General features: G+C 71.5%; 25 protein-coding genes and 2 tRNA genes. 17 read left to right on the top strand and 10 right to left on the bottom strand.

Translation table 11 applies throughout. The annotated features are described in order from the left end of the window. Positions 1 to 6: 6 nt before the first annotated feature. The 3 genes from AB0J12_RS04285 (at position 7) to AB0J12_RS04275 (ending at position 2,351) form a co-directional block, all read left to right on the top strand. Positions 7 to 80 (top strand) — tRNA-Met (locus tag AB0J12_RS04285). 227 nt (positions 81 to 307) lie between these two features. Beyond that, entirely contained in the window at positions 308 to 2,110 is a 1,803-nt protein-coding gene (locus tag AB0J12_RS04280) for a tetratricopeptide repeat protein (protein ID WP_363262632.1), read from the top strand. 167 nt (positions 2,111 to 2,277) lie between these two features. Beyond that, positions 2,278 to 2,351, top strand: a tRNA-Met gene (locus AB0J12_RS04275). 144 nt (positions 2,352 to 2,495) lie between these two features. Here the strand turns inward: AB0J12_RS04275 and AB0J12_RS04270 are convergent. Next, complete coding sequence (locus AB0J12_RS04270; protein WP_363262631.1) at positions 2,496 to 2,912, bottom strand: transcriptional repressor; 417 nt, start codon at positions 2,910 to 2,912, stop codon at positions 2,496 to 2,498. A 144-nt stretch (positions 2,913 to 3,056) separates the two neighbouring features. On the opposite strand from AB0J12_RS04270, the gene AB0J12_RS04265 reads away from it, so the two are divergent. Further along, positions 3,057 to 4,511, top strand: coding sequence for a catalase (locus AB0J12_RS04265; protein WP_363262630.1), 1,455 nt, complete (start codon positions 3,057 to 3,059; stop codon positions 4,509 to 4,511). A gap of 64 nt (positions 4,512 to 4,575) precedes the next feature. On the opposite strand, the gene AB0J12_RS04260 is transcribed toward AB0J12_RS04265, so the two are convergent. Further along, on the bottom strand, positions 4,576 to 4,968 hold the full coding sequence (locus AB0J12_RS04260) for a CBS domain-containing protein (RefSeq protein ID WP_363262629.1): 393 nt from the start codon (positions 4,966 to 4,968) through the stop codon (positions 4,576 to 4,578). Between the two features lie 153 nt (positions 4,969 to 5,121). Further along, a complete protein-coding gene (gene hisN / locus AB0J12_RS04255; protein ID WP_363262628.1) occupies positions 5,122 to 5,922 on the bottom strand; it encodes a histidinol-phosphatase in 801 nt (266 codons plus the stop codon). A gap of 161 nt (positions 5,923 to 6,083) precedes the next feature. On the opposite strand from hisN, the gene AB0J12_RS04250 reads away from it, so the two are divergent. Continuing rightward, on the top strand, positions 6,084 to 6,689 hold the full coding sequence (locus tag AB0J12_RS04250) for a TetR/AcrR family transcriptional regulator (RefSeq protein ID WP_363262752.1): 606 nt from the start codon (positions 6,084 to 6,086) through the stop codon (positions 6,687 to 6,689). A gap of 7 nt (positions 6,690 to 6,696) precedes the next feature. On the opposite strand, the gene AB0J12_RS04245 is transcribed toward AB0J12_RS04250, so the two are convergent. From AB0J12_RS04245 to AB0J12_RS04230, 4 genes are all read right to left on the bottom strand, one after another. After that, the gene (locus AB0J12_RS04245) at positions 6,697 to 7,020 is read right to left on the bottom strand and encodes a multidrug efflux SMR transporter (RefSeq protein ID WP_363262627.1); all 324 of its coding nucleotides are present in this window, start codon (positions 7,018 to 7,020) and stop codon (positions 6,697 to 6,699) included. Positions 7,021 to 7,204: 184 nt separating this feature from the next. After that, entirely contained in the window at positions 7,205 to 8,215 is a 1,011-nt protein-coding gene (gene rsgA, locus AB0J12_RS04240) for a ribosome small subunit-dependent GTPase A (RefSeq protein ID WP_363262626.1), read from the bottom strand. A gap of 9 nt (positions 8,216 to 8,224) precedes the next feature. Then, entirely contained in the window at positions 8,225 to 9,541 is a 1,317-nt protein-coding gene (gene aroA, locus AB0J12_RS04235; RefSeq protein ID WP_363262625.1) for a 3-phosphoshikimate 1-carboxyvinyltransferase, read from the bottom strand. 75 nt (positions 9,542 to 9,616) lie between these two features. Beyond that, positions 9,617 to 10,339 (bottom strand): M50 family metallopeptidase, encoded by a 723-nt coding sequence (locus tag AB0J12_RS04230; protein ID WP_363262624.1) that lies wholly within the window; start codon positions 10,337 to 10,339, stop codon positions 9,617 to 9,619. Positions 10,340 to 10,388: 49 nt separating this feature from the next. On the opposite strand from AB0J12_RS04230, the gene AB0J12_RS04225 reads away from it, so the two are divergent. The 10 genes from AB0J12_RS04225 to AB0J12_RS04180 all read left to right on the top strand — a co-directional run bounded on the left by AB0J12_RS04225 (position 10,389) and on the right by AB0J12_RS04180 (position 20,600). Beyond that, positions 10,389 to 11,204 carry an SOS response-associated peptidase gene (locus AB0J12_RS04225; protein WP_363262623.1) on the top strand — a complete coding sequence of 272 codons (816 nt, stop codon included), beginning with the start codon at positions 10,389 to 10,391 and terminating at the stop codon, positions 11,202 to 11,204. Between the two features lies 1 nt (position 11,205). Next, entirely contained in the window at positions 11,206 to 11,832 is a 627-nt protein-coding gene (locus AB0J12_RS04220) for an alpha/beta family hydrolase (RefSeq protein WP_363262622.1), read from the top strand. Between the two features lie 312 nt (positions 11,833 to 12,144). Continuing rightward, the gene (locus tag AB0J12_RS04215; RefSeq protein WP_363262751.1) at positions 12,145 to 12,840 is read left to right on the top strand and encodes a sigma-70 family RNA polymerase sigma factor; all 696 of its coding nucleotides are present in this window, start codon (positions 12,145 to 12,147) and stop codon (positions 12,838 to 12,840) included. Then, on the top strand, positions 12,837 to 13,139 hold the full coding sequence (rsrA, locus tag AB0J12_RS04210; RefSeq protein ID WP_363262621.1) for a mycothiol system anti-sigma-R factor: 303 nt from the start codon (positions 12,837 to 12,839) through the stop codon (positions 13,137 to 13,139). The genes AB0J12_RS04215 and rsrA overlap by 4 nt, the downstream gene beginning before the upstream one ends. A 114-nt stretch (positions 13,140 to 13,253) precedes the next feature. After that, positions 13,254 to 14,561, top strand: a complete 1,308-nt coding sequence (locus AB0J12_RS04205) for an HD-GYP domain-containing protein (RefSeq protein ID WP_363262620.1) — start codon at positions 13,254 to 13,256, stop codon at positions 14,559 to 14,561. Between the two features lie 172 nt (positions 14,562 to 14,733). Continuing rightward, complete coding sequence (locus tag AB0J12_RS04200) at positions 14,734 to 15,972, top strand: HD domain-containing protein (protein ID WP_363262750.1); 1,239 nt, start codon at positions 14,734 to 14,736, stop codon at positions 15,970 to 15,972. Between the two features lie 100 nt (positions 15,973 to 16,072). Beyond that, positions 16,073 to 17,053 carry a hypothetical protein gene (locus tag AB0J12_RS04195; RefSeq protein WP_363262749.1) on the top strand — a complete coding sequence of 327 codons (981 nt, stop codon included), beginning with the start codon at positions 16,073 to 16,075 and terminating at the stop codon, positions 17,051 to 17,053. A gap of 152 nt (positions 17,054 to 17,205) precedes the next feature. Beyond that, positions 17,206 to 17,856, top strand: coding sequence for a peptide deformylase (def, locus tag AB0J12_RS04190; protein ID WP_363262619.1), 651 nt, complete (start codon positions 17,206 to 17,208; stop codon positions 17,854 to 17,856). Between the two features lie 279 nt (positions 17,857 to 18,135). After that, on the top strand, positions 18,136 to 19,233 hold the full coding sequence (cyc1, locus tag AB0J12_RS04185; protein ID WP_363262618.1) for an epi-isozizaene synthase: 1,098 nt from the start codon (positions 18,136 to 18,138) through the stop codon (positions 19,231 to 19,233). Next, complete coding sequence (locus AB0J12_RS04180) at positions 19,230 to 20,600, top strand: cytochrome P450 (RefSeq protein WP_363262617.1); 1,371 nt, start codon at positions 19,230 to 19,232, stop codon at positions 20,598 to 20,600. The genes cyc1 and AB0J12_RS04180 overlap by 4 nt, the downstream gene beginning before the upstream one ends. 4 nt (positions 20,601 to 20,604) lie before the next feature. Here the strand turns inward: AB0J12_RS04180 and AB0J12_RS04175 are convergent, their stop codons facing one another. Next, positions 20,605 to 21,570 carry a helix-turn-helix domain-containing protein gene (locus AB0J12_RS04175; protein WP_363262616.1) on the bottom strand — a complete coding sequence of 322 codons (966 nt, stop codon included), beginning with the start codon at positions 21,568 to 21,570 and terminating at the stop codon, positions 20,605 to 20,607. Positions 21,571 to 21,663: 93 nt separating this feature from the next. Here AB0J12_RS04175 and AB0J12_RS04170 point away from each other — a divergent pair, with 93 nt between their 5' ends. After that, on the top strand, positions 21,664 to 21,876 hold the full coding sequence (locus AB0J12_RS04170) for a hypothetical protein (protein WP_363262615.1): 213 nt from the start codon (positions 21,664 to 21,666) through the stop codon (positions 21,874 to 21,876). A 50-nt stretch (positions 21,877 to 21,926) separates the two neighbouring features. Further along, positions 21,927 to 22,715: a hypothetical protein gene (locus AB0J12_RS04165; RefSeq protein ID WP_363262614.1), complete on the top strand. Its 789-nt coding sequence runs from the start codon at positions 21,927 to 21,929 to the stop codon at positions 22,713 to 22,715. 7 nt (positions 22,716 to 22,722) lie between these two features. On the opposite strand, the gene AB0J12_RS04160 is transcribed toward AB0J12_RS04165, so the two are convergent. Together AB0J12_RS04160 and AB0J12_RS04155 are read right to left on the bottom strand one after the other, a co-directional pair. Further along, positions 22,723 to 23,736, bottom strand: a complete 1,014-nt coding sequence (locus tag AB0J12_RS04160; RefSeq protein ID WP_363262613.1) for a ribonucleotide-diphosphate reductase subunit beta — start codon at positions 23,734 to 23,736, stop codon at positions 22,723 to 22,725. Then, a complete protein-coding gene (locus AB0J12_RS04155) occupies positions 23,733 to 26,096 on the bottom strand; it encodes a ribonucleoside-diphosphate reductase subunit alpha (RefSeq protein ID WP_363262612.1) in 2,364 nt (787 codons plus the stop codon). The genes AB0J12_RS04160 and AB0J12_RS04155 overlap by 4 nt, the downstream gene beginning before the upstream one ends. Positions 26,097 to 26,206: the final 110 nt, after the last annotated feature.

Below are 26,206 nucleotides of genomic sequence, written 5' to 3'. Positions count from 1 at the left end.
CAACGGCGCGGGGTGGAGCAGCTCGGTAGCTCGCTGGGCTCATAACCCAGAGGTCGCAGGTTCAAATCCTGTCCCCGCTACTGAAGTCGACGACGTGGTCGTACGACAGTGAAGGCCCGGATCCTCACAGGGATCCGGGCCTTCGTGTGTGCGAACGCATGTGCCGACGGGTAGGAGCGCCGTGCCGCCGTGGGGAGTTGGGGGAACTGTGTTTGACTTGTCTCTCTGTGGGCATGTCGACAAAACGCTGAAGTGACCTCACGGACTGCGGTATACCGGGTGTACCCAGGTTGCAGGTGGTGCGACGATGGACGTTATGGGGGACAAGGCAACTCTGTTCGAGACAGGGCGATTTGTTCAGCCTTCGGGCGATGAGGACGAGGGCGAGGCGGCGGAGGAACTGCGCCAGCGCCTCGCCGCGGAGGCCGGCGACGTCGAGGCGATGAGCGTCCTCGGGGCCATGCTGCTGCGCCGCGGCGACCTCGACGGAGCCGAACCCCATCTGCGTGCCGCCACCGCCGAGGGTGACCGCGCGGCCGCCAACAACCTGGGTGTCCTGCTGCACCAGCGCGGATACGCCGACGAGGCCGCCGGATGGTGGCGGATCGCGGCCGTCGCCGGCTCCGCGGCCGCCGCGCACGCGCTCGGCCGGCACCACCGCGAGCGCGGCGACGAGCCCGCCGCCGAGTACTGGCTGCGCCAGTCCGCCGAGCAGGGACACGTGCTGGGCGCCTACGCGCTCGCCGATCTGCTGGAGCACCGCGCGGACGCCGAGTTCGAGCGGTGGCTGCGGGCGGCGGCCGAACGCGGGCACCGGGAGGCGGCGTACCGGCTGGCCAGGGCGCTCGACGCGAGAGGCGCACGGGAGTCCGGCGGAGACAACGGTGTCGGCCTCGTCGCCGAGGCCGAACAGTGGTACCGGCAGGCCGCCGCGCGCGGCCACCGGCGGGCCGCGCTGCACCTCGGGGCGATCCTGGAGAAGCGGGGCGAGCTGCAGGAGGCCGGCCGCTGGTACCTGACGTCCGCGAAGGACGGCGAGCCGCGCGCCGCGTGCGCGCTGGGCTTCCTGCTGCGCGACGCCGGCGACTCCGACAGCGCCGCCGCGTGGTGGCTCAAGGCCGCCCAGGAGGGCGACGGCAACGCCGCCAACGCGCTGGGCGCGCTGCACGCCGAGCGCGGGGAGACGCAGACCGCCGAGCGGTGGTACCGGGAGGCGATGGACGCCGGGGACGTCAACGGCGCGTACAACCTCGGGCTGCTCTGTGCCGAGCAGGGGCGGACCGCGCAGGCCGAGCAGTGGTACCGGCGCGCGGCCTACGCCGGGCACCGGGAGGCGGCCAACGCGCTGGCCATCCTGCTGCTGCGGGGCGGGGACGAGACCGGGGCCGAGCCATGGTTCTCCAAGGCGGCGGAGGCCGGGAGCGTGGATGCCGCGTTCAATCTGGGGATCCTGTACGCCGGGCGGGGCGAGGACGCGGCCGCGCTCAGGTGGTACGAGCGGGCGGCGGCCGCCGGGCACACCGAGGCGGCGCTGCAGGTCGGGATCGCGCGCCTCAGGGAGGGCGACGAGCCGGAGGCCGAGCGGTATCTGCGGTGCGCGGCGGGTGGCGGCAGCGCGGAGGCGGCGTACCGGCTGGCCGCGGTGCTGGACGCGCGGCGGCCGCCGGTGCCCACGCACGAGCTGGGCGAGTCGCTGCAGTCGCTGCACGAGAAGACCGAGTGCGAGGAGTGGTACGAGCGTGCGGCGTCCCAGGGGCACCGGCGGGCGCAGGTCCGGGTGGGCATGCTGGCCGCCGCACGGGGCGATGTCGTCGAGGCGGCACGGTGGTACCGGGAGGCGGCCGAGGCCGGGTCGCGGAACGGGGCGTTCAATCTGGGGCTGCTGCTGGCGCGGGAGGGCAGCGAGCCGGAGGCGGCGGTGTGGTGGACGCGGGCGGCCGACGCCGGGCACGGTCGGGCGGCGTTGCGGCTGGCCCTGGTCTACGCGCGTCGGGGTGAGCTGGCCGAGGGGCAGCGGTGGGCCGACCGGGCGGTGACGCTGGGACCGGGGGAGGTCGCGAAGCGCGCGGCGCGGCTACGGGACGCCCTGGGGGAGGAACTGTCGGCGTGAGGCTGACGCCGGCCGGCGTGCCGGTCGACGGGGCTGCAGCCGGCCCAGGGGCGCGGGGAACTGCGCGACCAGCCACGGCGGACCCGCGGACGAGCGAGTGCCGCGGCACCCCGCACGGAAGCGATTTGCTTCTCGTCGCTTCCTTGACGTAGTGTTCCATTCATCGCCGCGGGGTGGAGCAGCTCGGTAGCTCGCTGGGCTCATAACCCAGAGGTCGCAGGTTCAAATCCTGTCCCCGCTACTGAAGGCCGAGGGCCGGAAGCCGAAAGGTTTCCGGCCCTCGGCTTTTTCGGCTTCCGCCCCTCGGCGCGTTCCCGGGCGGACGCCGGTTCGCGGCAGAGAAAAACCCCGGTACGGGATCCGTACCGGGGTTTTCGGCGTACTGCTACGCGCTCGCGCAGTTCGGGCACAGGCCCCGGTACGTCACCTCGACGTCCGAGACGGTGAAGCCGAAGCGCTCCGTGTCGGGGAGGTCGGACAGGGGGTTGCCCGTCGGGTGCACATCCTTGATCGCGCCGCAGTTCGCGCAGACCAGGTGATGGTGCGGCCGGTGCGCGTTCGGGTCGTATCGCTTGGCGCGCTTGTCGGTGCTGACTTCGAGCACCTCGCCCAGGGAGACCAGTTCGCCGAGCGTGTTGTACACGGTCGCCCGGGAGATCTCCGGCAGCTTGGCGACGGCCCTGGCGTGCACCTCGTCGGCGGTGAGGTGCACGTGCTCGCCGTCCAGGACCTCGGCCACGACACGCCGCTGCGAGGTCATCCGCCAGCCGCGGCCGCGCAGGCGTTCCAGAAGGTCGCTCATGGAGACCAGCCTAACAGCAAGGAGACCAGGTTCCGAATAGGTGTGAAGTTGGAGCTCAACTTGACTTAGACATAGTCCAATGTAGGATCGACAACGGCTTTGGCCAAGGGACAGGTACAGACGGAAGTTACACAGGAGGCGCTCGTGACCACGGGACCGCTCACGACGGAGGCCGGTGCTCCGGTAGCCGACAACAACCACAGCGAGACCGCGGGCATCGGCGGCCCGGTGCTCGTCCAGGACCAGCTCCTGCTCGAGAAGCTGGCCCACTTCAACCGCGAGCGCATCCCGGAGCGCGTGGTGCACGCCCGCGGCGCCGGCGCCTACGGCACCTTCACGGTGACCGCGGACGTCACGCCGTACACGCGGGCGAAGTTCCTCTCCGAGGTGGGCAAGGAGACCGAGGTCTTCCTGCGCTTCTCCACGGTGGCCGGCAACCTCGGCGCCGCCGACGCGGTCCGCGACCCGCGCGGTTTCGCGTTGAAGTTCTACACCGAGGAGGGCAACTACGACCTCGTCGGCAACAACACCCCGGTGTTCTTCATCCGGGACGCGATCAAGTTCCCGGACTTCATCCACACCCAGAAGCGCGACCCGTACACCGGGTCCACGGAAGCCGACAACGTCTGGGACTTCTGGAGCCTGAGCCCGGAGAGCACCCACCAGGTGACCTGGCTCTTCGGTGACCGCGGCATCCCCGCCTCCTACCGCCACATGGACGGCTTCGGCTCGCACACCTTCCAGTGGAGCAACGAGGCCGGCGAGGCCTTCTGGGTCAAGTACCACTTCAAGACCGACCAGGGGATCAAGAACCTCACCGCCGAGGAGGCCGACGTCCTCGCGGGCAAGGACCCCGACTCCCACCAGCGCGACCTGCGTGAGGCGATCGAGCGCGGCGAGTTCCCGAGCTGGACGGTGTACGTCCAGGTCATGCCGGTGGCCGAGGCGGCGACCTACCGCTTCAACCCGTTCGACCTGACCAAGGTGTGGCCGCACGGCGACCACCCGCTCATCGAGATCGGCAAGCTGGAGCTCAACCGCAACCCGCGGAACGTCTTCGCCGAGGTCGAGCAGTCGATCTTCTCGCCCGCCCACTTCGTGCCGGGCATCGGCCCGTCGCCCGACAAGATGCTCCATGGCCGCCTCTTCGCGTACGGCGACGCGCACCGCTACCGCGTCGGCATCAACGCCGACCATCTGCCGGTGAACCGCCCGCACGCCACCGAGGCGCGCACCAACTCCCGGGACGGCCACCTCTACGACGGCCGCCACGGCGGGGCGAAGAACTACGAGCCGAACAGCTTCGGCGGCCCGCAGGAGACCGGACGCCCGCTGTGGGAGCCGCTCGGCTCCCTCGCCGGCGGCACCGGCAACCACCCGACGCCGCGGCATGCCGAGGACGACGACTTCGTGCAGGCCGGCAACCTCTACCGGCTGATGACCGAGGACGAGAAGGAGCGCCTGGTGGGCAACCTGGCCGGCGCCCTCTCGCAGGTCTCGCGCGAGGACATCGTCGAGCGCGCGATCGACAACTTCCGTCAGGCCGACGCCGACTTCGGCAAGCGGCTGGAGGTCGCGGTGCAGGCGCTGCGCGGCTGACCTGCCGGATCGAGTACGGCCGGCGGGCCGGGTTCCCTCGCGGGGCCCGGCCCGCCGCCGTGACTCACGCGGGGATGTGTTCGCGGGCCGGTGCCCAGCAGCGGATGATGTCGCGGACCGAGACGACGCCGGCCGGCTCGTCGCCGTCCAGGACGATCAGGTGCCGGAAGCCGCCGTGCGCCATGGCGCGGGCCGCCTCTTCCAAGGTCCAGGCGGGGGTCGCGAACACGACGTCGGTCGTGGTGTGGTCGTCGGTCAGTTCGGTGTCCGGGTCCTGGCCCAGGCCGACCGAGTTGAGGATGTCGCGTTCGGTGAGGATGCCGATGCCGCCGGCGTCGGGGTCGTACACGACGGCCGCGCCGACCCGGCGGGCGGACATCAGAGCGGCTGCCTGACGGAGGGTGTGGTGCGGGCCGATGGTGAGGACCACCGTGCTCATGGCGTCGCGGACGAGCATGGTCTAGAGCCACCTCCTGGAGTCGTCCCCGGCTGCTTGTTCCTTCATTCACAAATTCACAAGCGGGGGGACTCTCAGAGTGGCAGGTAAAGCGGGGGTCAACAAGAGGGCGCGTGCGGCCCGTTGGGGGCGCGCACGCTCACCTCGGGTTTCTCAGTAGCGCCCGTTCAGGTACCCCAGCAGCTCGTCGTGCAAAAGGCCGTTGGAGGCCGCCGCGTTGCCGCTGTGCGGGCCGGGGCGGCCGTCGAGGCCGGTGAAGGTGCCGCCGGCCTCCGTCACGACGATCGCGGTGGCGGCCATGTCCCACAGCGACAGCTCCGGCTCGGCGCACACGTCGACCGCACCCTCGGCGACCAGCATGTACGGCCAGAAGTCGCCGTACGCGCGCGTGCGCCACACCGTGCGGGACAGGTCCAGGAAGCCGTCCAGATGCCCCCGCTCCTCCCAGCCGGTGAGGGAGGAGTAGGCGAAGGAGGCGTCCGAGAGCCGCGAGACGCGGGAGACCTGGAGGCGGCTCGCCCGGGAGAGGCTGCGGCCGGTGTAGGCGCCGTGGCCCTTCGCCGCCCACCAGCGGCGGCCGAGGGCGGGGGCGGAGACCACGCCGACGACGGGCTGGTAGCCGCCCTCACCGGCCTCCATCAGCGAGATGAGCGTGGCCCAGACGGGGACGCCGCGGACGTAGTTCTTGGTGCCGTCGATCGGGTCGATCACCCAGCGGCGGGGGCCGGTGCCCTCGATGCCGTACTCCTCGCCGAGGACCGCGTCGCGGGGGCGGGACCGGGCGAGGTGGCCACGGATTATCTCCTCCGCGGCCTTGTCCGCTTCGCTGACCGGGGTCATGTCCGGCTTCGTCTCGACCTTGAGATCGAGGGCCTTGAAGCGGTCCATGGTGGTGGCGTCGGCCGCGTCGGCGAGGACGTGGGCGAAGCGGAGGTCGTCGAGGTAGTCGGGCATGTGAGGAACGGTAGTCGTCCTGGTGAGGGTGGGACTACCTGGGTCCGTCAGCTGGAAGGCACCGTGACCCGCAAGCCGGGCACACACCGCGTACACACCCTTGACAGTGCATACGACCGCGTCAAACCTGGGCGCAGAGTCGGTCGCCCTAGGGAGCGATGATGCCTGCTGCGAGGGAATCCCTGCTGGAGGCCGCGTTCGCGGCGGTGACGCATCGGCCGTGGCCGGCGGTGCGGATGGTGGACGTGGCCGCGGCGGCGGGAGTGTCCCGGCAGACGCTGTACAACGAGTTCGGCAGCAAGGAGGGGCTCGCGCGGGCGCTCGTCAGAAGGGAGGCGGACGCCTACCTCGCCGGCGTCGAGCGCGCGCTCGCCGGGAGCGGCGACGCGGGGGAGCGGCTGGCGGCGATCGCCGAGTGGACGGCGTCGGCGGCCCGCGACAACCCCCTGCTGCGTGCCCTGCTCACCGGCTGCTGGAGCGAGCGGCTGCCCGCACCGCCCCTGCACGCGGTGCCGTCCACCTCGGCCGTACCGGCGCAGCGCCGCGCCGACGGGCCGCTGCCCTCGCCCGGCGAGTTCGTGGCCCAGGTGCGCGACCGGGCCGTCGCCGCGCTGTCCGGGCCCGGCCCGGCGAAGACGGACGGTGCCGAGCCGGCCCTCTCCTGTGAGCTGGTGGTCCGCCTCGCGCTGTCCTGCATAGCCGCCCCGCCCGGCGAGGGCGGCCTCACCGAGCTGGTGCACGCGGTCCTGCCCCGGCAGGGGGCCTGAGCGGCGGTCAGTGCGCGGAACCGGACAGCTGCAGGCCGATCACGCCCAGGATGACCAGGCTGATGGAGACGATCTTCAGCGTGGACACGAGGTCGCCGAGGAAGACCATGCCGTAGATCGCGGTGCCGGCCGCGCCGATGCCGGTCCACACCGCGTACGCGGGGCCCACGTCGAGCTTCTTCAGGGAGAGGGTCAGCAGGCCGAAGCTGCCGAGCGCGAAGCAGGCGAACGCGATCGTCGGCCAGAGGCGGGTGAACCCGTGCGAGAGCTTCAGGCACACGGCGAAACCGGTCTCCAGAAACCCGGCCACTATGACCAGCAGCCACGCCATGTGCTGTCCTCCCGTTGATCCGGATCTCCGGCTCGGTGCGATTATGCACTTACCGAGCGCGAGCCCCGGCAAACAACGCGACACCGAACCGGCACCGGCAAACAACGCGACACCGAATGGGCACCTGCGGACAGCGCGACGCAGAACCGACCCCGGCGGACGACGCGGCGGCCTCCCGGCCGGCTCAGTCGCCCTCCGTGTGCTCCCGCGTGGACAGCAGCCGGCGCAGCGAATACAGCCGGGCCGGGTCGGAGTGGCCCTCGGCGACCCACGCGTCCAGCGCACAGTCCGGCTCGTCGTGGCTGCACGCGCGCGGACAGCCCTCCGTGCCGGCCGCCAGGTCGGGGAAGGCGTGGATCACCCGGGAGGGGTCGACGTGCGCGAGACCGAAGGAGCGCAAGCCCGGGGTGTCGATCACCCAGCCGTCCCCGCCGGCCAGCGGCAGCGCCAGCGCCGAGGTGGTGGTGTGCCGGCCGCGGCCGGTCACGGCGTTCACATGCCCCGTCAGCCGCCGCCGCTCATGCGGCACCAGCGCGTTGACCAGCGTCGTCTTGCCGACACCCGAGTGGCCGACGAACGCCGTGATCCGTCCGTCCAGCTCCGCGCGCACCCGGTCCGCGGCTTCGCCGTTCTCCAGTTCCTCGCGGCTGGTGACGACGTAGGGGATGTCCAGGTCGCCGTACAGCTCGAGGAGTTCGTCCGGCGGGGCCAGGTCCGACTTGGTCAGCACCAGCAGCGGCTCGAGGCCGCCGTCGAACGCCGCGACGAGGCAGCGGTCGATCAGGCGCGGGCGGGGCTCGGGGTCGGCGAGGGCGGTCACGATGGCCAGCTGGTCGGCGTTGGCGACGACCACCCGCTCGAACGGATCGTCGTCGTCCGCAGTACGGCGCAGCACCGACGTGCGTTCCTCGATGCGCACGATCCGGGCGAGCGTGTCCTTCTCGCCGGACAGGTCGCCGACGATCGCCACCCGGTCCCCGACCACGGCGGCCTTGCGGCCCAGCTCGCGCGCCTTCATCGCCATGATCGTGCGGCCGTCGACGAGGCAGGTCAGCCGGCCCCGGTCGACGGTGAGGACCATGCCCTCGGCGGCGTCCTCGTGCTTGGGCCGGATGCTGGTGCGCGGCCTGCTGCCCCGGCGTCCGGGGCGGGTGCGGATGTCGTCCTCGTCGGTGTGCTTGCCGTAGCGGCGCATGGTGAACCCCTACGCCCCGAGCATCCCGGTCCACAGTTCGGGGAATTCCGGCATGGTCTTCGCCGTCGTCGCCACGTTCTCGATCTCCACGCCCGGAACCGCCAGGCCGATGATCGCACCGGCCGTCGCCATGCGGTGGTCCTCGTAGGTGTGGAAGATGCCGCCGTGCAGCTTGCGCGGGCGGATGTGCAGGCCGTCGGCGGTCTCGGTGACATCACCGCCCAGCTCGTTGATCTCCTTGGTGAGCGCGGCCAGCCGGTCCGTCTCGTGCAGCCGCAGGTGGGCCACACCGCGCAGCGTGGAGGGGGAGTCGGCGAGCGCGGCGACCGCGGCGATGCCGGGGGTCAGCTCGCCGACCTCGCCGAGGTCGACGTCGATGCCGTGCACGGAACCGGAACCGGTGAAGACGAGGCCGTAGTCGGTCAGCTCGCAGGAGCCGCCCATCTCGGTGAAGATCTCCCGCAGCCGGTCACCGGGCTGGGTGGTGCGCTCCGGCCAGTCCGGGACGACGACCCGGCCGCCGGTGACCAGCGCCGCCGCCAGGAACGGCTGCGCGTTGGACAGGTCCGGCTCGATGGTCAGGTCCCGGCCGAGCAGGGCGCCCGGCGTCACCCGCCACACGTTCGGCTCGCCGCCCGACTCCGGGGTGTCCACCTGGGCGCCGACCGCGCGCAGCATGTCCACGGTCATCTGGATGTGCGGCATGGACGGCAGGGTGGTGCCGATGTGCCGGACCTCCACGCCCTGGTTGAAGCGCGGCCCCGACAGCAGCAGCGCCGAGACGAACTGCGAGGAGGAGGAGGCGTCGATCTCCACCGGGCCGCCGTCCAGGGCGCCCCCGCCGTGCACGGTCATCGGCAGTGCGCCGCGGCCGTCGTCGTCGATCCGCGCGCCGAGCGCGCGCAGCGCGTCGATGACACCGTGCAACGGTCGCTCGTACGAGCGCGGGTCGCCGTCGAAGCGGATGGGGCCGTCGGCGAGCGCGGCCACCGGCGGCAGGAAACGCATCACCGTGCCGGCGTTGCCGACGTCGACCGTGGCCGGGCCGCGCAGCCCGGTGGGCAGCACACGCCAGGCCTCGCCGGTGCCGTCCGGGCCCACACCCTCCTCGATCTCCACGCCCATCGTGCGCAGGGCCCCGGCCATCAGCAGGGTGTCGCGCGAGCGCAGCGGGCGGCGCAGCCAGCCCGGTTCGGAGGCGAGGGCGGCGAGCACCAGGGCACGGTTGGTGACCGACTTGGACCCGGGCACGTGGACCGTCGCGTCGACGGCTCCGCTCGCGTGCGGGGCGGGCCAGAGGGCGGTGTGTGCGGGGTTCGGGGCCATGGGGCCACTTTATAAGGAGCCCGAGGTGGAGGTCGTCGCGAGCGCCCGCCGGCCGGCGGCCCGGCTGCCGGGCCGTCACCACCCCAGCAGCCAGCGCCCCCCGCCGATCAGCGAGCACAGCGACACCGCGTGGAACAGGAACAGCCACAGCCCCGCCGGCGCGTGCGTCAGCCGGTGCAGCTGGTCGGCGTCCGAGTCCCCGGCGCCTGCCCGGGCCCGCTTCGCCTGCAGCTCGAAGGCCGGGCGCACGCCGCCCAGCAGCAGGAACCACACCACCACGTACGCGAACGCCGCCTGCACCTGCGGTCCCGCGAGCCAGGAGACGAGCACGAACGTGCCACCCGTAAGGAGGACCGTCAACGCGCCGTACGCATTGCGGATCATCACCAGCATCGCCACCAGCAGCGCCGTCGCCACCCACAGCAGCAGCGTGATCCGGCCCGTGGCGAGCAGGGCCGCGCCGCCGAGGCCGAGCAGCGGGGGTGCGGTGTACCCGGCGGCCGCGGTGAGGATCATGCCGAGGCCGTACGGCTTGCCCCGGCTCACCGTCAGCCCGCTGGTGTCGGAGTGCAGCCGGATCCCGGTGAGCTGCCGGCCGGTGAGCAGCGCGACCAGACCGTGGCCGCCCTCGTGGGCGATGGTGATGGCGTTGCGCGATATCCGCCACAGGGTATGCGGGACAACCACGGCCAGCGCCGCGGCCATGGTGGCCAGCACCACCCACAGGTCCGGGTCGGGCTGGGTGCCGGTGAGCCGGTCCCAGAGGTCGGGCAGCGCGGTGGCGGCGAGGTCGTCCATTGTCTCGGAGCGCTCCTGTGCTTGTGCGGAGTCTGGCAGGGTGGCACGTATGTGCGGACGGTTTGCATCGAGTCGTAGGCCAGAGGATCTCGCAGGAGTCTTTGAGATCGAGATGGGGGTGCCGGAGGAGACCTTGGCGCCCGACTACAACGTGGCCCCGACCAAAGAGGTGTACGCCGTCCTGGACCGCCCCCTCAAAGACGTCCCGGACCCGCGTCCGGTTCGGCAGCTGCGCAAGCTGAAGTGGGGGCTCGTGCCCTCCTGGGCCAAGACGCCCGAGGGCGGCGCCCGCATGATCAACGCGCGTGCCGAGACCGTGCACGAGAAGCCGTCCTACCGCCGTGCCTTCACCTCCCGCCGCTGCATCCTGCCCGCCGACGGCTACTACGAGTGGGTCACCGGCGAGCAGGAGCGGGAGCTGGAGGTCGAGGGGAGGCGGAAGCGGCCGCGCAAGCAGCCGTACTTCGTGCTGCCGGCCGACGGTTCGGTGTTCGCGATGGCCGGGCTGTACGAGTTCTGGCGGGACCGCACGCTGCCCGACGACCATCCGCAGGCCTGGTGGGCGACGTGTTCGGTGATCACCACGGAGGCCGAGCAGACCCCGCTCGCCGTCGCGCCGGCCGAGGGCCCGGGCTCGCTCGCCGACATCCACCCGCGGATGCCGCTGATGCTCACCCCGGACCGCTGGGACGCCTGGCTGGACCCCGCCCGCACCGACCCCGACGAGCTGCGTGAGCTGCTCGCGCCGCCGCCCGCCGGACTGATGCGCGCCTATCCGGTCTCCACCGCCGTGAGCAATGTGCGCAACAACGGCGAGGAGCTGCTGAAGGAGCTGGCGGCGCCGGAAGAGGGCACACTCTTCTGATGTGATCGAGACAGTCGAGACGGACGCCGGGACCGCCCGCATCACCTGGCTGAAAGCACAGAAGGCGCGGCTGGTGCTGGCGCTGAGCCATGGCGCCGGCGGTGGCATCGAGGCACGGGACCTCCAGGCGCTTGCCCGGGTGCTCCCGGGGCACGGCGTGACCGTGGCCCTCGTGGAGCAGCCCTGGCGCGTCGCCGGCAAGAAGGTCGCCCCCGCGCCGAGGACTCTGGACACCGGCTGGCGCGGCATCTGGCCCGCGCTGTCCGGGATGGCGCTCCCGGTGATCTCCGGCGGCCGCAGCGCGGGGGCGCGCGTGGCCTGCCGTACCGCCACCGAGCTGGGCGCGCACGCCGTGCTCGCGCTGAGCTTCCCGCTGCACCCGCCGGGCAAGCCGGAGAAGTCCCGCGCCGCGGAACTGCTCGGCGCCGGGGTGCCCACCCTGGTCGTGCAGGGCGGCAACGACCCGTTCGGCAGGCCGGCGGAGTTCCCGAACGGGTCGTACGACCTCGTCGAGGTGCCCCACGGCGATCACGGCTTCGCGGTGCCCAAGCGGGCGGAGATCACCCAGGAGCAGGCGCTGGAGATCATCACCGACGGTGTCGTGCGGTGGTCCGCGTCACTGGCCTGAAACCCGCGGGAATGCGGAACGCAGGGGCGCTGTTGTGGCGGACAGAAGTGCTGGGGAACCAGCGCCGACGTCGTGGGAGAGGAAGTCCGCCGCATGGGTTCGACCGCATGCCCGCTCGCCACCCACCACCAGCCGGTGGACGGGCTGCGCCCGGCAGAGCTCGATTCGAGCCGCAGCAGCCGTGCCGACCTGGACTGGACGGTGCTGCACGCGGCCAAGACCGCTCCTATTCGAGCGGCGGCAGGCACGGGTCGTCGTCTATCCTCCGATTCGGGTGGGACCGGTTTCGGCCGCCCGACAACGTTTGAGGAGGTGGGTCCGGTTCCCGGTACCGACGCAGGGACCGACAACGGCCAGACGGGGCTGCCCGAGGGCCAGGGCGCCGGCGCGGACGTGAGCACGGAGACGACCGCGGAGCGCACCGCGCGCTTCGAGCGTGACGCCCTCGAATTCCTCGACCAGATGTACTCGGCAGCGCTGCGCATGACGCGCAACCCGGCCGACGCCGAGGACCTGGTGCAGGAGACGTATGCCAAGGCGTACGCGTCCTTCCACCAGTTCCGCGAGGGCACCAACCTCAAGGCGTGGCTGTACCGGATCCTCACCAACACCTTCATCAACTCCTACCGCAAGAAGCAGCGTGAGCCCCAGCGCTCCGCCGCGGAGGAGATCGAGGACTGGCAGCTCGCGCGTGCCGAGTCGCACATGTCGACGGGTCTGCGCTCCGCGGAGTCGCAGGCGCTCGACCACCTGCCCGACTCGGACGTCAAGGAAGCGTTGCAGGCGATCCCCGAGGAGTTCCGCATCGCCGTCTATCTCGCGGACGTCGAGGGCTTTGCGTACAAGGAGATCGCGGACATCATGGGGACACCCATCGGTACGGTGATGTCCCGGCTGCACCGGGGGCGCCGTCAACTGCGCGGCATGCTCGAGGACTACGCCCGCGAGCGCGGACTGGTCCCGGCCGGCGCCGGAGAGTCGAACGAAGCGAAAGGCTCGGGCTCATGAGCTGCGGAGAGCCGCACGAGACGGACTGCAGTGAGGTCCTGGACCACCTGTACGAGTTCCTCGACAGTGAGATGCCGGACGTCGATCGCGACAAGTTCAAGCAGCACTTCAAGGAGTGCTCGCCGTGCCTGGAGAAGTACGGCCTGGAAGAGGCCGTGAAGAAGCTGGTCAAGCGGTGCTGCGGGCATGACGACGTACCGATCGACCTGCGCGCCAAGGTCCTGGGCCGGCTGGATCTGATCCGCTCCGGACAGGCCGTGCCCGAGCACGACGTGACGGCCACGCCGCAGGAGTCCTGACCGCCTCGCCGTCACCCGAATGTGCTAATCCGCGGGTCATACGCCCGCGGAGCCCCCTGACACCGCCCTAGGCTCCGAAGACCTGAGGTGGCACGGCCGGGGGGAGGGGCGTTCATGGACACGGTTCCGGCACGAGCGCGCGTGTACGTGGCCGGTGTCGTGGTGTGCGCGCTGCTCTGCCTGCTTCCCCTGGGGTCCCTGACAGCGCCCTGGCCCGCGGTCGTCCTGCTCGCGGCGGTGTACGCCGTCGGAGAGCGCGTCGCCCGCCGTCGCTTCGCCGGAACGTTCTACCCGGTCCTGCTCGCCGGGGCCCTCCTGCTGCCGGCGCCCGCGGCGGCGCTCGTGCCGCTGCCCGGCGCCCTGCTGGCACCGGTCGAGCGGCGTCCCGTGCTGCTGCGCCGGCTCTGGCGCGCCGCCCAGCTCGCCGTCGGGGCCTGGGCGGCGGCCCGGGTGCACGGCGCGCTCGGCGGCCTCGACGCGGTCGCCGACTGCCACTTCCCGTACGTCCTGCTGCCCGCCGGCGCGGCCGTGCTCGCCTTCTGCCTGGTCCTCGTCCTGCTCGACGGGGGCATCCGCGCCCTCGCCGAACGCAGGCCGCTGCGCCGCGCCTGGCACGGCCTGTTCCTGCGCTCCCTCGGCCCGCTCGCCGTGCACGGGCTCGCCGGGCTGATGATGGCCGTCCTCTGGCGCAGCCCCTACGGTCCTGTCGCCGCCCTCCTCGTCCTGCTGCCGATGGGCGTGTCGTGGTGGGTCTTCGCGCAGTACCACCGGCAGCGCGCCGCCCATCAGGCCACGATCCGCGCGCTGGTGCAGGCCGTGGACATCAAGGACGGCTACACCCGCGGCCACAGCGAGCGCGTCGGCCAGGCGTCCATGATGATCGCCCGCGAACTCGGCATGAGCGACGAACGCGTGGAGGTGCTGCGCTTCGCCGGTATCCTGCACGACGTCGGCAAACTCGGCGTCCCCACCCGGCTGCTGCGCAAGGACGGCCCGCTCACCCCTGAGGAACGCCGGATCATCGAACTGCACCCCGAGTACGGCCATGACATCGTGCGCGGCATCTCCTTCCTCGGCGAGGCCCGCTCGGCCGTGCTGCACCACCACGAACGCCTCGACGGCAGCGGGTATCCCTACGGCCTCAGCGGCGGCCAGATCCCCGAGCCGGCCCGTGTGGTGGCGGTCGCCGACGCCTTCGACGCGATGACGTCCACCCGCTCCTACAGCAGGGCCCGGCCGGTCCCGACCGCGCTGACGGAACTGCGGCGGTGCGCGGGCACCCACTTCGACCCGCAGATGGTCGAGGCCCTGGTCCGGGCGGTGGCCCGCCAGGGCTGGCACCCGACGGTCACGGCCGAGGAGACCGCCGCGGGCACGCTGCCCGTCCCGCGTTCCGGGTCGAACCGAGGGGTGCACCGGTGAGGGGACCCGGTCTGTCGTGCGCGTGCCGGGCGGAGGTCCGGCGGGGCACCGGTCTGTCGTGCGCGTGCGGGGCGGTGGCCCGGCAGGGCGCCGGTCTGTCGTGCGTGGGCGGGGCGGTGGCCCGGCGGGGCCGCCGGGCGGGAACGCGCCGGTGAGCGGGCGGCCGGCCCCGGTGACGCTGCTCTGTGTGCATGCCGGTGCCGGGCTGCTGGCGGTCCTCTGTCTCGCCGGCACGCTGCACGCCGGTCTCGTCGACCGGCCCATCGCGCTCGCCTTCGGCGCGCTCGTCGCCGTCGGTGAACTCACCCGCTGGAGCGGCCACCGTCTCCGGGAGCCCGCGCCGCTCGGTGCCGCCGGAGCGCTGTCGTACGCCCTGCTCGGGCAGTGCGCCGGGCGGCCGACCGGGCACGGGGTCGCCCAGGTCGTCGCCGTCATCTGCGCGGCCGCCCTGCTCGGCGCGGTGCCGCACATCGCGCGCGGGCACGGGCCGACGCTCGACGACCTGGCCCGGCGCACCCTGACCGCCGGCTTCGCCGCCGCCTGTTTCCAGCCGCTGTACAACCGGGGCGTCTTCGACGCCTGGATCGGCCCCGCCTACGCCCTGCTGCTGCTCGCCCTGCTGGCGCTGACCGCGCTGTGCGACGCGGTGCTCGCCGCCGCCCTGGCGCACGCGCGCACCCGCTGGCCGTTCGGGCCGCTGCTGCGCGACCAGTTGCGTGCGCTGCCCGGCGTCGGCTCGGCGGTGTGCGCCACCGGGGCGGTGATGGCCCTGGCGGTGGCCGTCGCGGGCCTGTGGGCGCTGCCGGTGTTCTGTCTGCCGCTGCTGCTGACCCAGCTGGCCTTCCGCCGGTACGCGGAGGTGCGCGCCACCTACCGGCAGACCATCGCCTCGCTGGCCCGGGCCACGGAGATCGCCGGGTACACGCCCGCCGGGCACGCCCGCCGCGTCGCCGCGCTCAGCGAGGCGGTCGGGCGGGACCTCGGGCTGAGCGAACCGGAGCTGACGGTGCTGGAGTACGCGGCGCTCATGCACGACATCGGGCAGCTGAGCCTGCTCGACCCGGTCCCGGACGGTGCCACCGCCCACCTGCCGGCCGAGGAGCAGCGGCGGATCGCGCTGCTCGGCGGCGCCGTCGTACGGCAGACCGGGGTGAGCCGGCAGGTCGCCACGGTTGTGGAGCGGCAGGCCGACCCCTGCTGCGAGCAGCCGCTCGCCGCGCGGATCGTGCGGGCGGTCAACGCCTACGAGGAGAAGGCGCGGGGCGCCGGACCGGGCGGGGCGCTGGCCGCCCTGGAGGAACTGCGGCTCGGGACGGCCGGGGACTACGCGCCGGACGTGGTGGAAGCGCTGGCCCGGGTGTTGTCCCGACACCGGTCTGACCCGGCCCCGAGCTGGGTAACCCATGGGTAATGAGCGCCCCTCCCGGCGTACGTGGTTGGATGCGAGGGAGAGGGTGTCCGGGGGCGTGAGCCAGCCCACTTTCCGGAACTGGAACTGGCAGGCGGGAATCGTGAGGATCTTCGGCAAGGGACGGCACCGGCCCTCCGCCTCCTGGCGGCAGGCCACGGACCGCGCGTTCACGCTGATCGGTGACGGCCGGTACGAGGACGCGGGCGCGCTGCTGACACGCGCGGCGGATCTGGAGCCCTGGCTGGCCGAGTCCTGGTTCAACCTTGCCCTGCTGCACAAGTTTCGGCACGACTGGGAGCAGGCCCGGGCCGCGGGTCTGCGGGCCGTGGCGCTGCTGGAGAAGGAGACCGGCGCGCCCGACTGGTGGAACGTCGGTATCGCCGCCACCGCGCTGCAGGACTGGCCGCTGGCCCGCCGCGCCTGGCAGGCGTACGGGCTGCACGTGCCCGGCGGCGCCACCGCGGCCGGCGAGCCCCTCGGCATGGACCTGGGCAGCGCGGCCGTACGGCTCTCTCCGGAGGGCGAGGCCGAGGTGGTGTGGGGCCGGCGGCTCGATCCGGCGCGGATCGAGGTGCTGTCCATTCCGCTGCCGTCGTCCGGGCGGCGCTGGGGCGAGGTCGTCCTGCACGACGGGGTCCCGCACGGTGAGCGGACCACCTCCACCGGGCACGCCTTCCCGGTGTTCGACGAGATCGAGCTGTGGGCGCCCTCGCCGGTGCCGACCTGGGTCGTCCTGATCGAGGCGGCCACCGAGGCCGACCGCGACGCGTTGGAGCAACTCGCCGCGGACGCCGGGTTCGCCGCGGAGGACTGGTCGTCGTCGGTGCGGCTGCTGTGCCGGATGTGCTCGGAGTCGCGGATGCCGTCGGACGAGGGAGACGGTGTCCACCTCGACCCCCACGACCACAGCGAGCCGGGTCACCCCGGCCCGCTCGGGCACCGCACGGACGGGCAGCTGTGGGTGCCGGAGCGGGAGTGCGGCGTGGCTGCGCCGGCTTCCCTGGTGCGGGGGCTCTTGGACGGATGGGTTGCCGACAGTCCGGATTCCCGTGATTGGCGGGATCTCGAGGAGGTCTGCTAGGCCGTCGTCCGGCTGCGGCGCCGTGGTGGCTGGTCGCGCCCGCGCGGGGGAGCCGCATATCGGACACCGCCCCGCGCCCGTACCCGTGCGCCTCCCCGTACCCTGTATCAAGCACCACACCCTGTTTTTGTTGAGGAAGGCTTACGTCGGTCATGGCGCAGCAGGACACCGATCAGCAGCACGTGGGCGTGCTCCCCGTCGACGACGAGGGGTTCGTCGTCGACTCGGAGGACTGTGAGGAGCGCGAGACCGCCTGGCGTGAGCGCGGCACCTCGCGGCCGATCACGGTCGTCGGCAACCCGGTCCTGCACAAGGAGTGCAAGGACGTCACCGACTTCGGCGACGAGCTCCAGCAGCTGGTCGCGGACATGTTCGCCTCGCAGCGCACCGCCGAGGGCGTGGGCCTGGCCGCCAACCAGATCGGCGTGGACCTGAAGGTCTTCGTCTACGACTGCCAGGACGACAACGGCGTGCGGCACGTCGGCGTGGTCTGCAACCCCAAGCTGGTCGAGCTGCCCGCCGACCGGCGCAGCCTGGACGACAGCAACGAGGGCTGCCTGTCCGTGCCGACGGCGTACGCGCCGCTCGCGCGCCCCGACTACGCCGAGGTCACCGGGCAGGACGAGCGGGGCAACCCGATCAAGGTGCGTGGCACCGGCTACTTCGCGCGCTGTTTGCAGCACGAGACCGACCACCTGTACGGCTACCTGTACATCGACCGGCTCTCCAAGCGTGAACGCAAGGACGTGCTGCGGCAGATGGCCGAGAACGAGCCGCGCTACCCGGTCGTCGCGAACGACTGACGCGGCCCACCAGCCCCACCAACGGCGTCCGTTCGGGCCTCACCGCCCGCACGGGCGCCGTTCGTCTGTTCGTCGCACGTTCGATCCTCTGTGCACGTCCCTTGATCGATAAGCAGTCACACAGGGGGAGATTCTCGGCACGTTGGGGTGGTGAATCAAGCAAATCCGTTCCCAGGACGGTCAGTTGTGGTGCTGAATGGAGAGTGCGGGGATACGCGACGGCGCACGCCCGGTACGACAGGAGGGGTGTGCGCGAACGGCGGCTGAGAGGGGTAGTTCGTGCACGCTCTCCCGTACAGCACCACACGCGGCGCCGGTGCGGCGCCGAAGGCGGTGGCGGTGCCGCCATCGCTTACTCTTCCGGTGATCGAGGCGGCGTTTCCCCGGCGGTTGCACCCGTATTGGCCGACGCTGCAGGAGAAGACCCGAACCTGGTTGCTGGAAATGCGGCTCATGCCGGCGGACAAGGTCGAGGAATATGCCGACGGCCTGTGCTACACCGACCTCATGGCGGGCTACTACCTGGGCGCCCCCGACGAGGTGCTCCAGGCCATCGCCGACTACAGCGCCTGGTTCTTCGTCTGGGACGACCGTCACGACCGCGACATCGTGCACCGCAGGCCCGTCGCCTGGCGCCGCCTGAAGAGCCGGCTGCACACTGCCCTGGACGCGCCCCAGGACCATCTGGACGACGAGGATCCGCTGGTCGCGGGGCTGGCGGACAGCGTGGGGCGGTTGTACTCCTTCCTCCCGGGCGGCTGGAACGCCCGCTTCGCCCGGCACTTCCACGCGGTCATCGAGGCCTACGACCGAGAGTTCCACAACCGCACCGAGGGCATCGTTCCGACGGTCGCGGAGTACCTGGCCCTGCGCCGGCTCACCTTCGCGCACCGGATATGGACCGATCTGCTCGAACCGGGCGCCGGCTGTGAACTCCCCGACGCCGTACGAAAGAACAAGGCGTTTTCGCGTCCGGCCCTGCTGAGTCAGGAGTTCGCCGCCTGGTACAACGATCTGTGCTCGCTGCCGAAGGAAATAGCGGGCGACGAGGTGCACAATCTCGGAATCAGTCTCATCACCCACGAGGGACTGACTCTGGAAGAGGCGGTACGCGAAGTCCGGCGCCGTGTGGAGGAATGCATCACGGAATTCCTCGACGCGGAACAGGACGCTTTACGGTTCGCCGACGGACTCGACGACGGAACGGTGCGCGGAAAAGAACTGAGCGCCGCCGTGCGGGCCTGCGTCGGGAACATGCGGAACTGGTTCAGTTCCGTCTACTGGTTCCACCACGAGTCCGGCCGGTACAGGGTCGACAGCTGGGACGACCGGTCCACGCCCCCGTACGTCAACAACGAAGCGGCAGGTGAGAAATGACCGTCGAGTCGGTGAACCCCTCGGTGTCCACGGCCCCCGAACCGGGCGAGCCACCCCTGGCGGGCGGCGGTGTCCCCGTCCTCGGCCACGGCTGGAGACTGGCCCGTGACCCGCTGCAGTTCATGTCCGCCCTGCGCGACCACGGCGACGTCGTCCGCCTCAGGCTGGGCCCCAAGACGCTCTACGCCGTCACCACTCCGGATCTGACCGGCGCCCTCGCGCTCAGCCCCGACTACCACATCGCCGGTCCCCTGTGGGAGTCCCTGGAAGGGCTGCTCGGCAAGGAGGGCGTGGCCACCGCCAACGGCCCCCAGCACCGCCGGCAGCGGCGCACCATCCAGCCCGCGTTCCGGCTCGACGCCATCCCGGCCTACGGGCCGGTCATGGAGGAGGAGGCGCACGCGCTCGTCGAGCGCTGGCGGGACGCCGGGACCATCGACTGCACCGGTGAGTCCTTCCGGGTCGCGGTGCGCATCGCCGCCCGCTGCCTGCTGCGCGGCGACTACATGGACGAGCGCGCCGAGCGGCTGTGCACCGCCCTCGCGGTCGTCTTCCGCGGCATGTACCGGCGGATGGTGGTCCCGCTCGGGCCGCTGTACCGGCTGCCGACGCCGGGCAACCGCGAATTCAATCGGGCGCTGACCGATTTGCATCTCCTGGTCGACGAGATCATCGCCGAGCGACGCGCATCTGGTCAAAAGCCGGACGATTTGCTGACGGCATTGCTGGACGCGAAGGACGAAAACGGCGAGCCCATCGGGGAGCAGGAGATCCACGACCAGGTGGTCGCCATCCTCACCCCCGGCAGCGAAACTGTGGCATCCACCATCATGTGGTTGCTTCAGGCACTTGCCGAGCACCCCGAACACGCCGACAAGGTGCGCGACGAAGTCGAATCCGTCACCGGCGGACGGCCTGTCGCATTCGAGGACGTGCGCAAGCTGCGGCACACCAACAATGTCGTCATCGAGGCCATGCGTTTGCGGCCGGCTGTATGGATATTGACCCGGCGGGCGGTCGTCGACACGGAACTCGGTGGCTATCGCATTCCGGCCGGGGCCGACATCATCTACAGCCCGTACGCCATCCAGCGCGACCCCAAGTCGTACGCCCGCAACCTCGAGTTCGACCCGGACCGCTGGCTTCCGGAGCGGGCCAAGGACGTGCCGAAACACGCCATGAGCCCGTTCAGCACCGGCAACCGCAAGTGCCCCAGCGACCACTTCTCGATGGCGCAGCTGACGCTCGTCACCGCCGCGCTCGCCGCGCGGTACCGCTTCGAGCAGGTGCCCGGCTCGAACGACGCCGTCCGGGTCGGCATCACTCTGCGCCCGCACCGGCTGCTGGTGCGGGCGGTGCCGCGCTGAGCGCTCAGGCGGCCTGCGGGCCGCGGAAGGTACGGCGGTAGGCGTTCGGGGTGGTTCCCAGCGCCCGCGTGAACTGGTGGCGCAGCGCCGCCGCCGTACCGAACCCGGTACGCCAGGCGATCGCGTCCATCGTCTCGTCCGTCGCCTCCAGCAGCCGCTGCGCCAGCAGCACCCGCTGGCGCAGGATCCACCGGTACGGCGTCGTGCCGGTCTCCTGCTGGAAGCGCCGGGCGAAGGTGCGCGGCGCCATGTGGGCCCGCGCGGCGAGCTGTTCGACGGTCACCTCCTGGTCGAGGTGCTGCTCCATCCACGCCAGCACCTCGCCGACGGTGTCGCAGGAGTCCTTCGGCAGCGGGCGCTCGATGTACTGCGCCTGCCCGCCGTCCCGGTGCGGCGGCACGACCATGCGCCGGGCGATCTTGTTGGCGACCTCCGGCCCCTGCTCCTTGCGTACCAGGTGCAGACAGGCGTCGATGCCGGCGGCGGTGCCCGCCGAGGTGATCACGGGGTCCTCGTCGACGTAGAGCACGTCCGGTTCGACGACCGCCCGCGGGTACTGCCGTCGCAGCTCCTCGACGTGGTGCCAGTGCACCGCGCAGCGCCGCCCGTGCAGCAGCCCGGCGGCGCCCAGCACGAACACGCCGGAGCACACGCTCAGCACCCGTGACCCGCGCTCCACCGCTCGTACCAGGGCGTCCAGCAGCGCCGGCGGATAGATGCGGTGCGTGAAGTCGTCGCCGGCCGGGACGGCGATCAGATCCGCCTCCTCCAGCCGGTCCAGGCCGTACGGCGTGGACAAGGTCAGCCCGCCGACGTGCGTGCCCAGCGCCGGGCCCTCGGCGGAGACGACGGCGAAGTCGTACACCGGCAGTCCGTCGTCGCTGCGGTCGAGTCCGAAGACCTCGCACACGACCCCGAGTTCGAAGGGATGCACACCGTCGAGCAGGACGGCGGCCACGTTTTTCAGCATGCTGCCAGTGTGCCTCGCCGGTGGCAGTAATTCGAGGGTCTGCGGCAGTACTGCCACTCACGGTAAGGAGTGTCCCGCGCGAGAGTGGTGTCCATGAACGGAAACCAGATCGAAGGCCTGATCGGAATGCTCTTCACCCTCGGGATCCTGGTCCTCCTCGTCCTGCCGTCCGTGCTCGGCGTCGTGCGCGACCGCCGCATGGACCGGCAGATCCGGGAGGCCGCGCACCCCGCTCCCCGCGCGCAGAGCCCCCGCCGGACCAGCCCGCGCATCCAGGCACACCGCACTGTCCGACCCCGCATGTAACGTCCCGCTGACGCAATCGATCACGGTGATCGAGCGCAGGGGAGGGAAACATGAGCAACGGCATCCGGCGAAGAGCGGCCTGGGCCACGGCGAGCGGCGCCGCGGCCCTCGTGCTCCTCACCGCGACCGGCGCCCACGCCGAGGGGCGGGGGGACATCCGGGTGGTGGGGGCCGTCGTCAACGGCGGTCACCCCGTGGGCATCGGGACCGCGAAGGAGATCACGTTCCCGGTCGTCCTCACCATCCGGGACGACTCCGGGGTGAAGGGCGTCAGCCGCGTCAGCACGATGAACGTGTCGAACGCCTACGGCTTCATCGAGTGGTCCGGCACGACCTGCGCGAAGAAGTCGGCGACCACCTCGGTGTGCACGGCCACCATGAAGGCCACGCCCGCCTGGATGCCGGCGAGCGACGACATCGACACCAACCGGGTCGCCGGCCTCTGGCAGGTCAACGCCACCGTCAAAGCGAACGACGGCGACTACTGGATCTCCGACAACATCGCCCGGTACTCCGTCAAGCGGGCCACGACACTCACCGACGACGCAGCGCCCGAGCCCGTGCGCAAGGGCGGACAGCTGACCGTCACCGGAACGCTCAGCCGGGCGAACCGGGAGAGCCTGAGGTACCAGGGCTACGCCGGGCAGCCGGTCCAGCTCCAGTTCCGCAAGGCCGGCACCACCCGCTACACCACGGTCAAGACCGTGACAACGGGCAGCACCGGCCGGCTCAGCACCACGGTCACCGCCTCCGCGGCCGGCGACTGGCGCTGGTACTGCCCCGGCACGTCGACCACCATGCTCGCCGTGTCGGCCGGGGACACCGTGGTCCTGAAGTAGCCGCGGCTCAGAAGTCCTCGTCCAGGTCGACGGTGCCCTCCACCGCCACCTGGTACGCCGAGGGGCGGCGCTCGAAGAAGTTGGTCAGCTCCTGAACGCCCTGCAGCTCCATGAAGGAGAAGGGGTTCTCCGAACCGTAGACGGGAGCGAAGCCGAGGCGGGTGAGGCGCTGGTCGGCGACGCACTCCAGGTACTGGCGCATCGAGTCGGTGTTCATGCCGGGGAGGCCGTCGCCGCACAGGTCGCGCGCGAACTGCAGCTCGGCCTCCACGGCCTCCTCGAGCATGTCGGTGACCTGCTGCCCGAGCTCCTCGTCGAAGAGGTCCGGCTCCTCCTTGCGGACGGTGTCGACCACGTCGAACGCGAACGACATGTGCATGGTCTCGTCGCGGAACACCCAGTTGGTGCCGGTGGCGAGACCGTGCAGCAGGCCCCGGCTGCGGAACCAGTAGACGTACGCGAAGGCGCCGTAGAAGAACAGGCCCTCGATGCACGCGGCGAAGCAGATCAGGTTCAGCAGGAAGCGGCGCCGGTCGGCCCTGGACTCCAGGCGCTCCAGCTTCTCCACCTCGTTGATCCACTTGAAGCAGAACCCGGCCTTCTCCCGGATGGAGGGGATGTTCTCCACCGCGTCGAAGGCGGCCGCCCGGTCGTCCGGGTCGGGCAGATAGGTGTCCAGCAGCGTCAGATAGAACTGGACGTGCACGGCCTCCTCGAAGAGCTGCCGCGACAGGTACAGGCGCGCCTCGGGGGAGTTGATGTGCTTGTACAGCGTCAGCACCAGATTGTTCGCGACGATCGAGTCGCCCGTCGCGAAGAACGCCACCAGCCGGCCGATGAGGTGCTGCTCCGCCGGCGTCAGCTTCGCGAGGTCGGCGACGTCCGAGTGGAGGTCGACCTCCTCCACGGTCCAGGTGTTCTTGATGGCGTCCCGGTAGCGCTCGTAGAAGTCCGGGTAGCGCATGGGGCGCAGGGTCAGCTCGAAGCCCGGGTCGAGGAGGTTCGTGTTACGGGTGGTCACTGGCAGGCCTCGCAGGACTCGGGGTTTTCCAGGGAGCAGGCGACGGCCTCTTCGGAGGTCACCTGCTGGACGGGAACGGGGACGGTGGCCTGCGCGCGGGCGGCGCGGGCGATGCGCGTCGCCGGGCGCGAGCGCAGGTAGTACGTCGTCTTCAGCCCGGACTTCCAGGCGTAGGCGTACATCGAGGAGAGCTTGCCGATCGTCGGCGTCTCCAGGAACAGGTTGAGGGATTGCGCCTGGTCGAGGAAGGGGGTCCGTGCCGCCGCCATGTCGATCAGACCGCGCTGCGGGATCTCCCACGCGGTGCGGTACAGCTGCCGCACGTCCTCGGGGATCCAGGCGAAGTCCTGCACCGAGCCGCTCGACTCGCGCAGCGCCTCACGGGTGCGGGCGTCCCATACGCCGAGCTTCTTCAGCTCGGCCACCAGGTAGGAGTTCACCTGGAGGAACTCGCCGGACAGCGTCTCGCGCTTGAACAGGTTCGACACCTGCGGCTCGATGCACTCGTACACGCCCGCGATGGAGGCGATGGTGGCGGTCGGCGCGATGGCCAGCAGCAGGCTGTTGCGCATGCCGGTCCCGGCGATCCGCTCCCGCAGCGCCGCCCAGCGCTCCGGCCAGGTCAGCTCCACGTCGTAGTGGTCGGGGTGCAGCACACCCCGCGCGGTGCGGGTCTTCTCCCAGGCCGGCAGCGGGCCGTTGCGCTCGGCGAGGTCGGCGGAGGCCTCGTACGCGGCGAGCATGACCCGCTCCGCGATCCGGGTGGACAGCGCCTTGGCCTCGGGGGAGTCGAACGGCAGCCGCAGCTTGAAGAAGACGTCCTGCAAACCCATCGCGCCCAGGCCCACCGGGCGCCACTTGGCGTTGGAGCGGCCCGCCTGCTCCGTCGGGTAGAAGTTGATGTCGACGACGCGGTCGAGGAAGGTGACGGCGGTGCGGACGGTGGCGTCCAGCCGCTCCCAGTCGATGTCCCCGTCGGCCACGAACGCGCCGAGGTTGACCGAGCCGAGGTTGCACACGGCCGTCTCACCGTCGTCGGTGACCTCCAGGATCTCCGTGCAAAGGTTGGAGGAGTGGACGACGTGGCCCGGCAGCGCGGTCTGGTTGGCGGTGCGGTTGGCGGCGTCCTTGAAGGTCATCCAGCCGTTGCCGGTCTGCGCGAGGGTGCGCATCATGCGGCCGTACAGCTCACGGGCCGGAAGCGTCTTCTTCGCCAGCCCCGCGTCCTCCGCCTTGCGGTACGCGGCGTCGAACTCCTCGCCCCACAGGTCCACCAGCTCCGGCACGTCGGCCGGAGAGAACAGCGACCACGACGCGTCGGCGCCCACCCGGCGCATGAACTCGTCCGGGACCCAGTGCGCGAGGTTCAGGTTGTGCGTACGGCGCGCGTCCTCACCGGTGTTGTCGCGCAGCTCCAGGAACTCCTCCATGTCGGAGTGCCAGGTCTCCAGGTACACCGCGGCCGCGCCCTTGCGCCGCCCGCCCTGGTTCACCGCGGCGACGGAGGCGTCCAGCGTCTTCAGGAACGGCACGATGCCGTTGGAGTGCCCGTTGGTGCCGCGGATCAGCGAACCGCGGCTGCGGATACGGGAGTACGACAGCCCGATGCCGCCGGCGTGCTTGGAGAGCCGGGCGACCTGGTGGTAGCGGTCGTAGATGGAGTCCAGCTCGTCGAGCGGGGAGTCGAGCAGGTAGCAGGACGACATCTGGGGGTGCCGGGTGCCGGAGTTGAAGAGGGTGGGGGAGGAGGGCAGGTAGTCGAGGCGGCTCATGAGCCCGTAGAGCGCCGCGACCTCCTCGGCGGAGCGGACGGTGTCGTCCTCGGCGAGCCCGCTGGCCACCCGCAGCAGGAAGTGCTGGGGCGTCTCGATCACCTTGCGGGTGATCGGGTGCCGCAGCAGATAGCGGCTGTGCAGGGTGCGCAGGCCGAAGTAGCCGAAGCGGTCGTCGGCGTGGGTGTCGATCAGCGCGTCCAGTCGCTCGGCGTGCAGCCGGACGAAGTCGGCGGTCCGGTCCGCGATGAGCCCCTCGCGGTGGCCGACGGCGACCGACCCGGTGAACGACGTGACGCCCTGGGAGGCCGCCTCCGCGCGGATGGTGAGGGTGAGCAGGCGGGCGGCGAGCCGGGAGTAGGCGGGGTCCTCGGAGATGAGTCCGGCGGCGGCCTCCGTGGCCAGCTCCCGCAGCTCCGCCTCGTCGGCGTGCGCCGAGCGGCCGCGCAGCGCGGCGGCGGCGACCCGGCCGGGGTCGGCGTCGGGGAGGTCGGTGGTCAGCTCGGTCAGGGTGCGCAGCAGCGCGGCACCGGGGCCGTCGTGCTCCCGCTGGCCGGCTGAGGCCGGATCGGCTGGCGCGATGGTCACGTGGGGCTCTCCCTCGCTCGGCACGGGGCCTTGCGGAGGGCAGGGGGCAGCACACGAGCGCACGCGGCGTCGCGTCCACCGGCCCATCCCACGAGGCCCGGACGTCAGGA

Origin of the sequence: Streptomyces sp. NPDC049915 (assembly GCF_040656475.1) — a bacterium.
In the GTDB taxonomy this organism is placed as follows: domain Bacteria; phylum Actinomycetota; class Actinomycetes; order Streptomycetales; family Streptomycetaceae; genus Streptomyces.
The sequence above is the reverse complement of the archived record's forward strand: the minus strand, read 5'-3'. Positions and strand labels throughout refer to the sequence as shown.

Coding starts and splice junctions, on each gene's coding strand:
- AB0J12_RS04280 (WP_363262632.1), top strand. CDS start 308: ATGGACGTTATGGGGGACAAGGCAACTCTGTTCGAGACAGGGCGATTT.
- AB0J12_RS04270 (WP_363262631.1), bottom strand. CDS start 2,912: ATGAGCGACCTTCTGGAACGCCTGCGCGGCCGCGGCTGGCGGATGACC.
- AB0J12_RS04260 (WP_363262629.1), bottom strand. CDS start 4,968: ATGCTCGTCCGCGACGCCATGAGCACGGTGGTCCTCACCATCGGCCCG.
- hisN (WP_363262628.1), bottom strand. CDS start 5,922: ATGCCCGACTACCTCGACGACCTCCGCTTCGCCCACGTCCTCGCCGAC.
- AB0J12_RS04250 (WP_363262752.1), top strand. CDS start 6,084: ATGCCTGCTGCGAGGGAATCCCTGCTGGAGGCCGCGTTCGCGGCGGTG.
- AB0J12_RS04245 (WP_363262627.1), bottom strand. CDS start 7,020: ATGGCGTGGCTGCTGGTCATAGTGGCCGGGTTTCTGGAGACCGGTTTC.
- rsgA (WP_363262626.1), bottom strand. CDS start 8,215: ATGCGCCGCTACGGCAAGCACACCGACGAGGACGACATCCGCACCCGC.
- aroA (WP_363262625.1), bottom strand. CDS start 9,541: ATGGCCCCGAACCCCGCACACACCGCCCTCTGGCCCGCCCCGCACGCG.
- AB0J12_RS04230 (WP_363262624.1), bottom strand. CDS start 10,339: ATGGACGACCTCGCCGCCACCGCGCTGCCCGACCTCTGGGACCGGCTC.
- AB0J12_RS04225 (WP_363262623.1), top strand. CDS start 10,389: ATGTGCGGACGGTTTGCATCGAGTCGTAGGCCAGAGGATCTCGCAGGA.
- rsrA (WP_363262621.1), top strand. CDS start 12,837: ATGAGCTGCGGAGAGCCGCACGAGACGGACTGCAGTGAGGTCCTGGAC.
- AB0J12_RS04205 (WP_363262620.1), top strand. CDS start 13,254: ATGGACACGGTTCCGGCACGAGCGCGCGTGTACGTGGCCGGTGTCGTG.
- def (WP_363262619.1), top strand. CDS start 17,206: ATGGCGCAGCAGGACACCGATCAGCAGCACGTGGGCGTGCTCCCCGTC.
- AB0J12_RS04180 (WP_363262617.1), top strand. CDS start 19,230: ATGACCGTCGAGTCGGTGAACCCCTCGGTGTCCACGGCCCCCGAACCG.
- AB0J12_RS04175 (WP_363262616.1), bottom strand. CDS start 21,570: ATGCTGAAAAACGTGGCCGCCGTCCTGCTCGACGGTGTGCATCCCTTC.
- AB0J12_RS04170 (WP_363262615.1), top strand. CDS start 21,664: ATGAACGGAAACCAGATCGAAGGCCTGATCGGAATGCTCTTCACCCTC.
- AB0J12_RS04165 (WP_363262614.1), top strand. CDS start 21,927: ATGAGCAACGGCATCCGGCGAAGAGCGGCCTGGGCCACGGCGAGCGGC.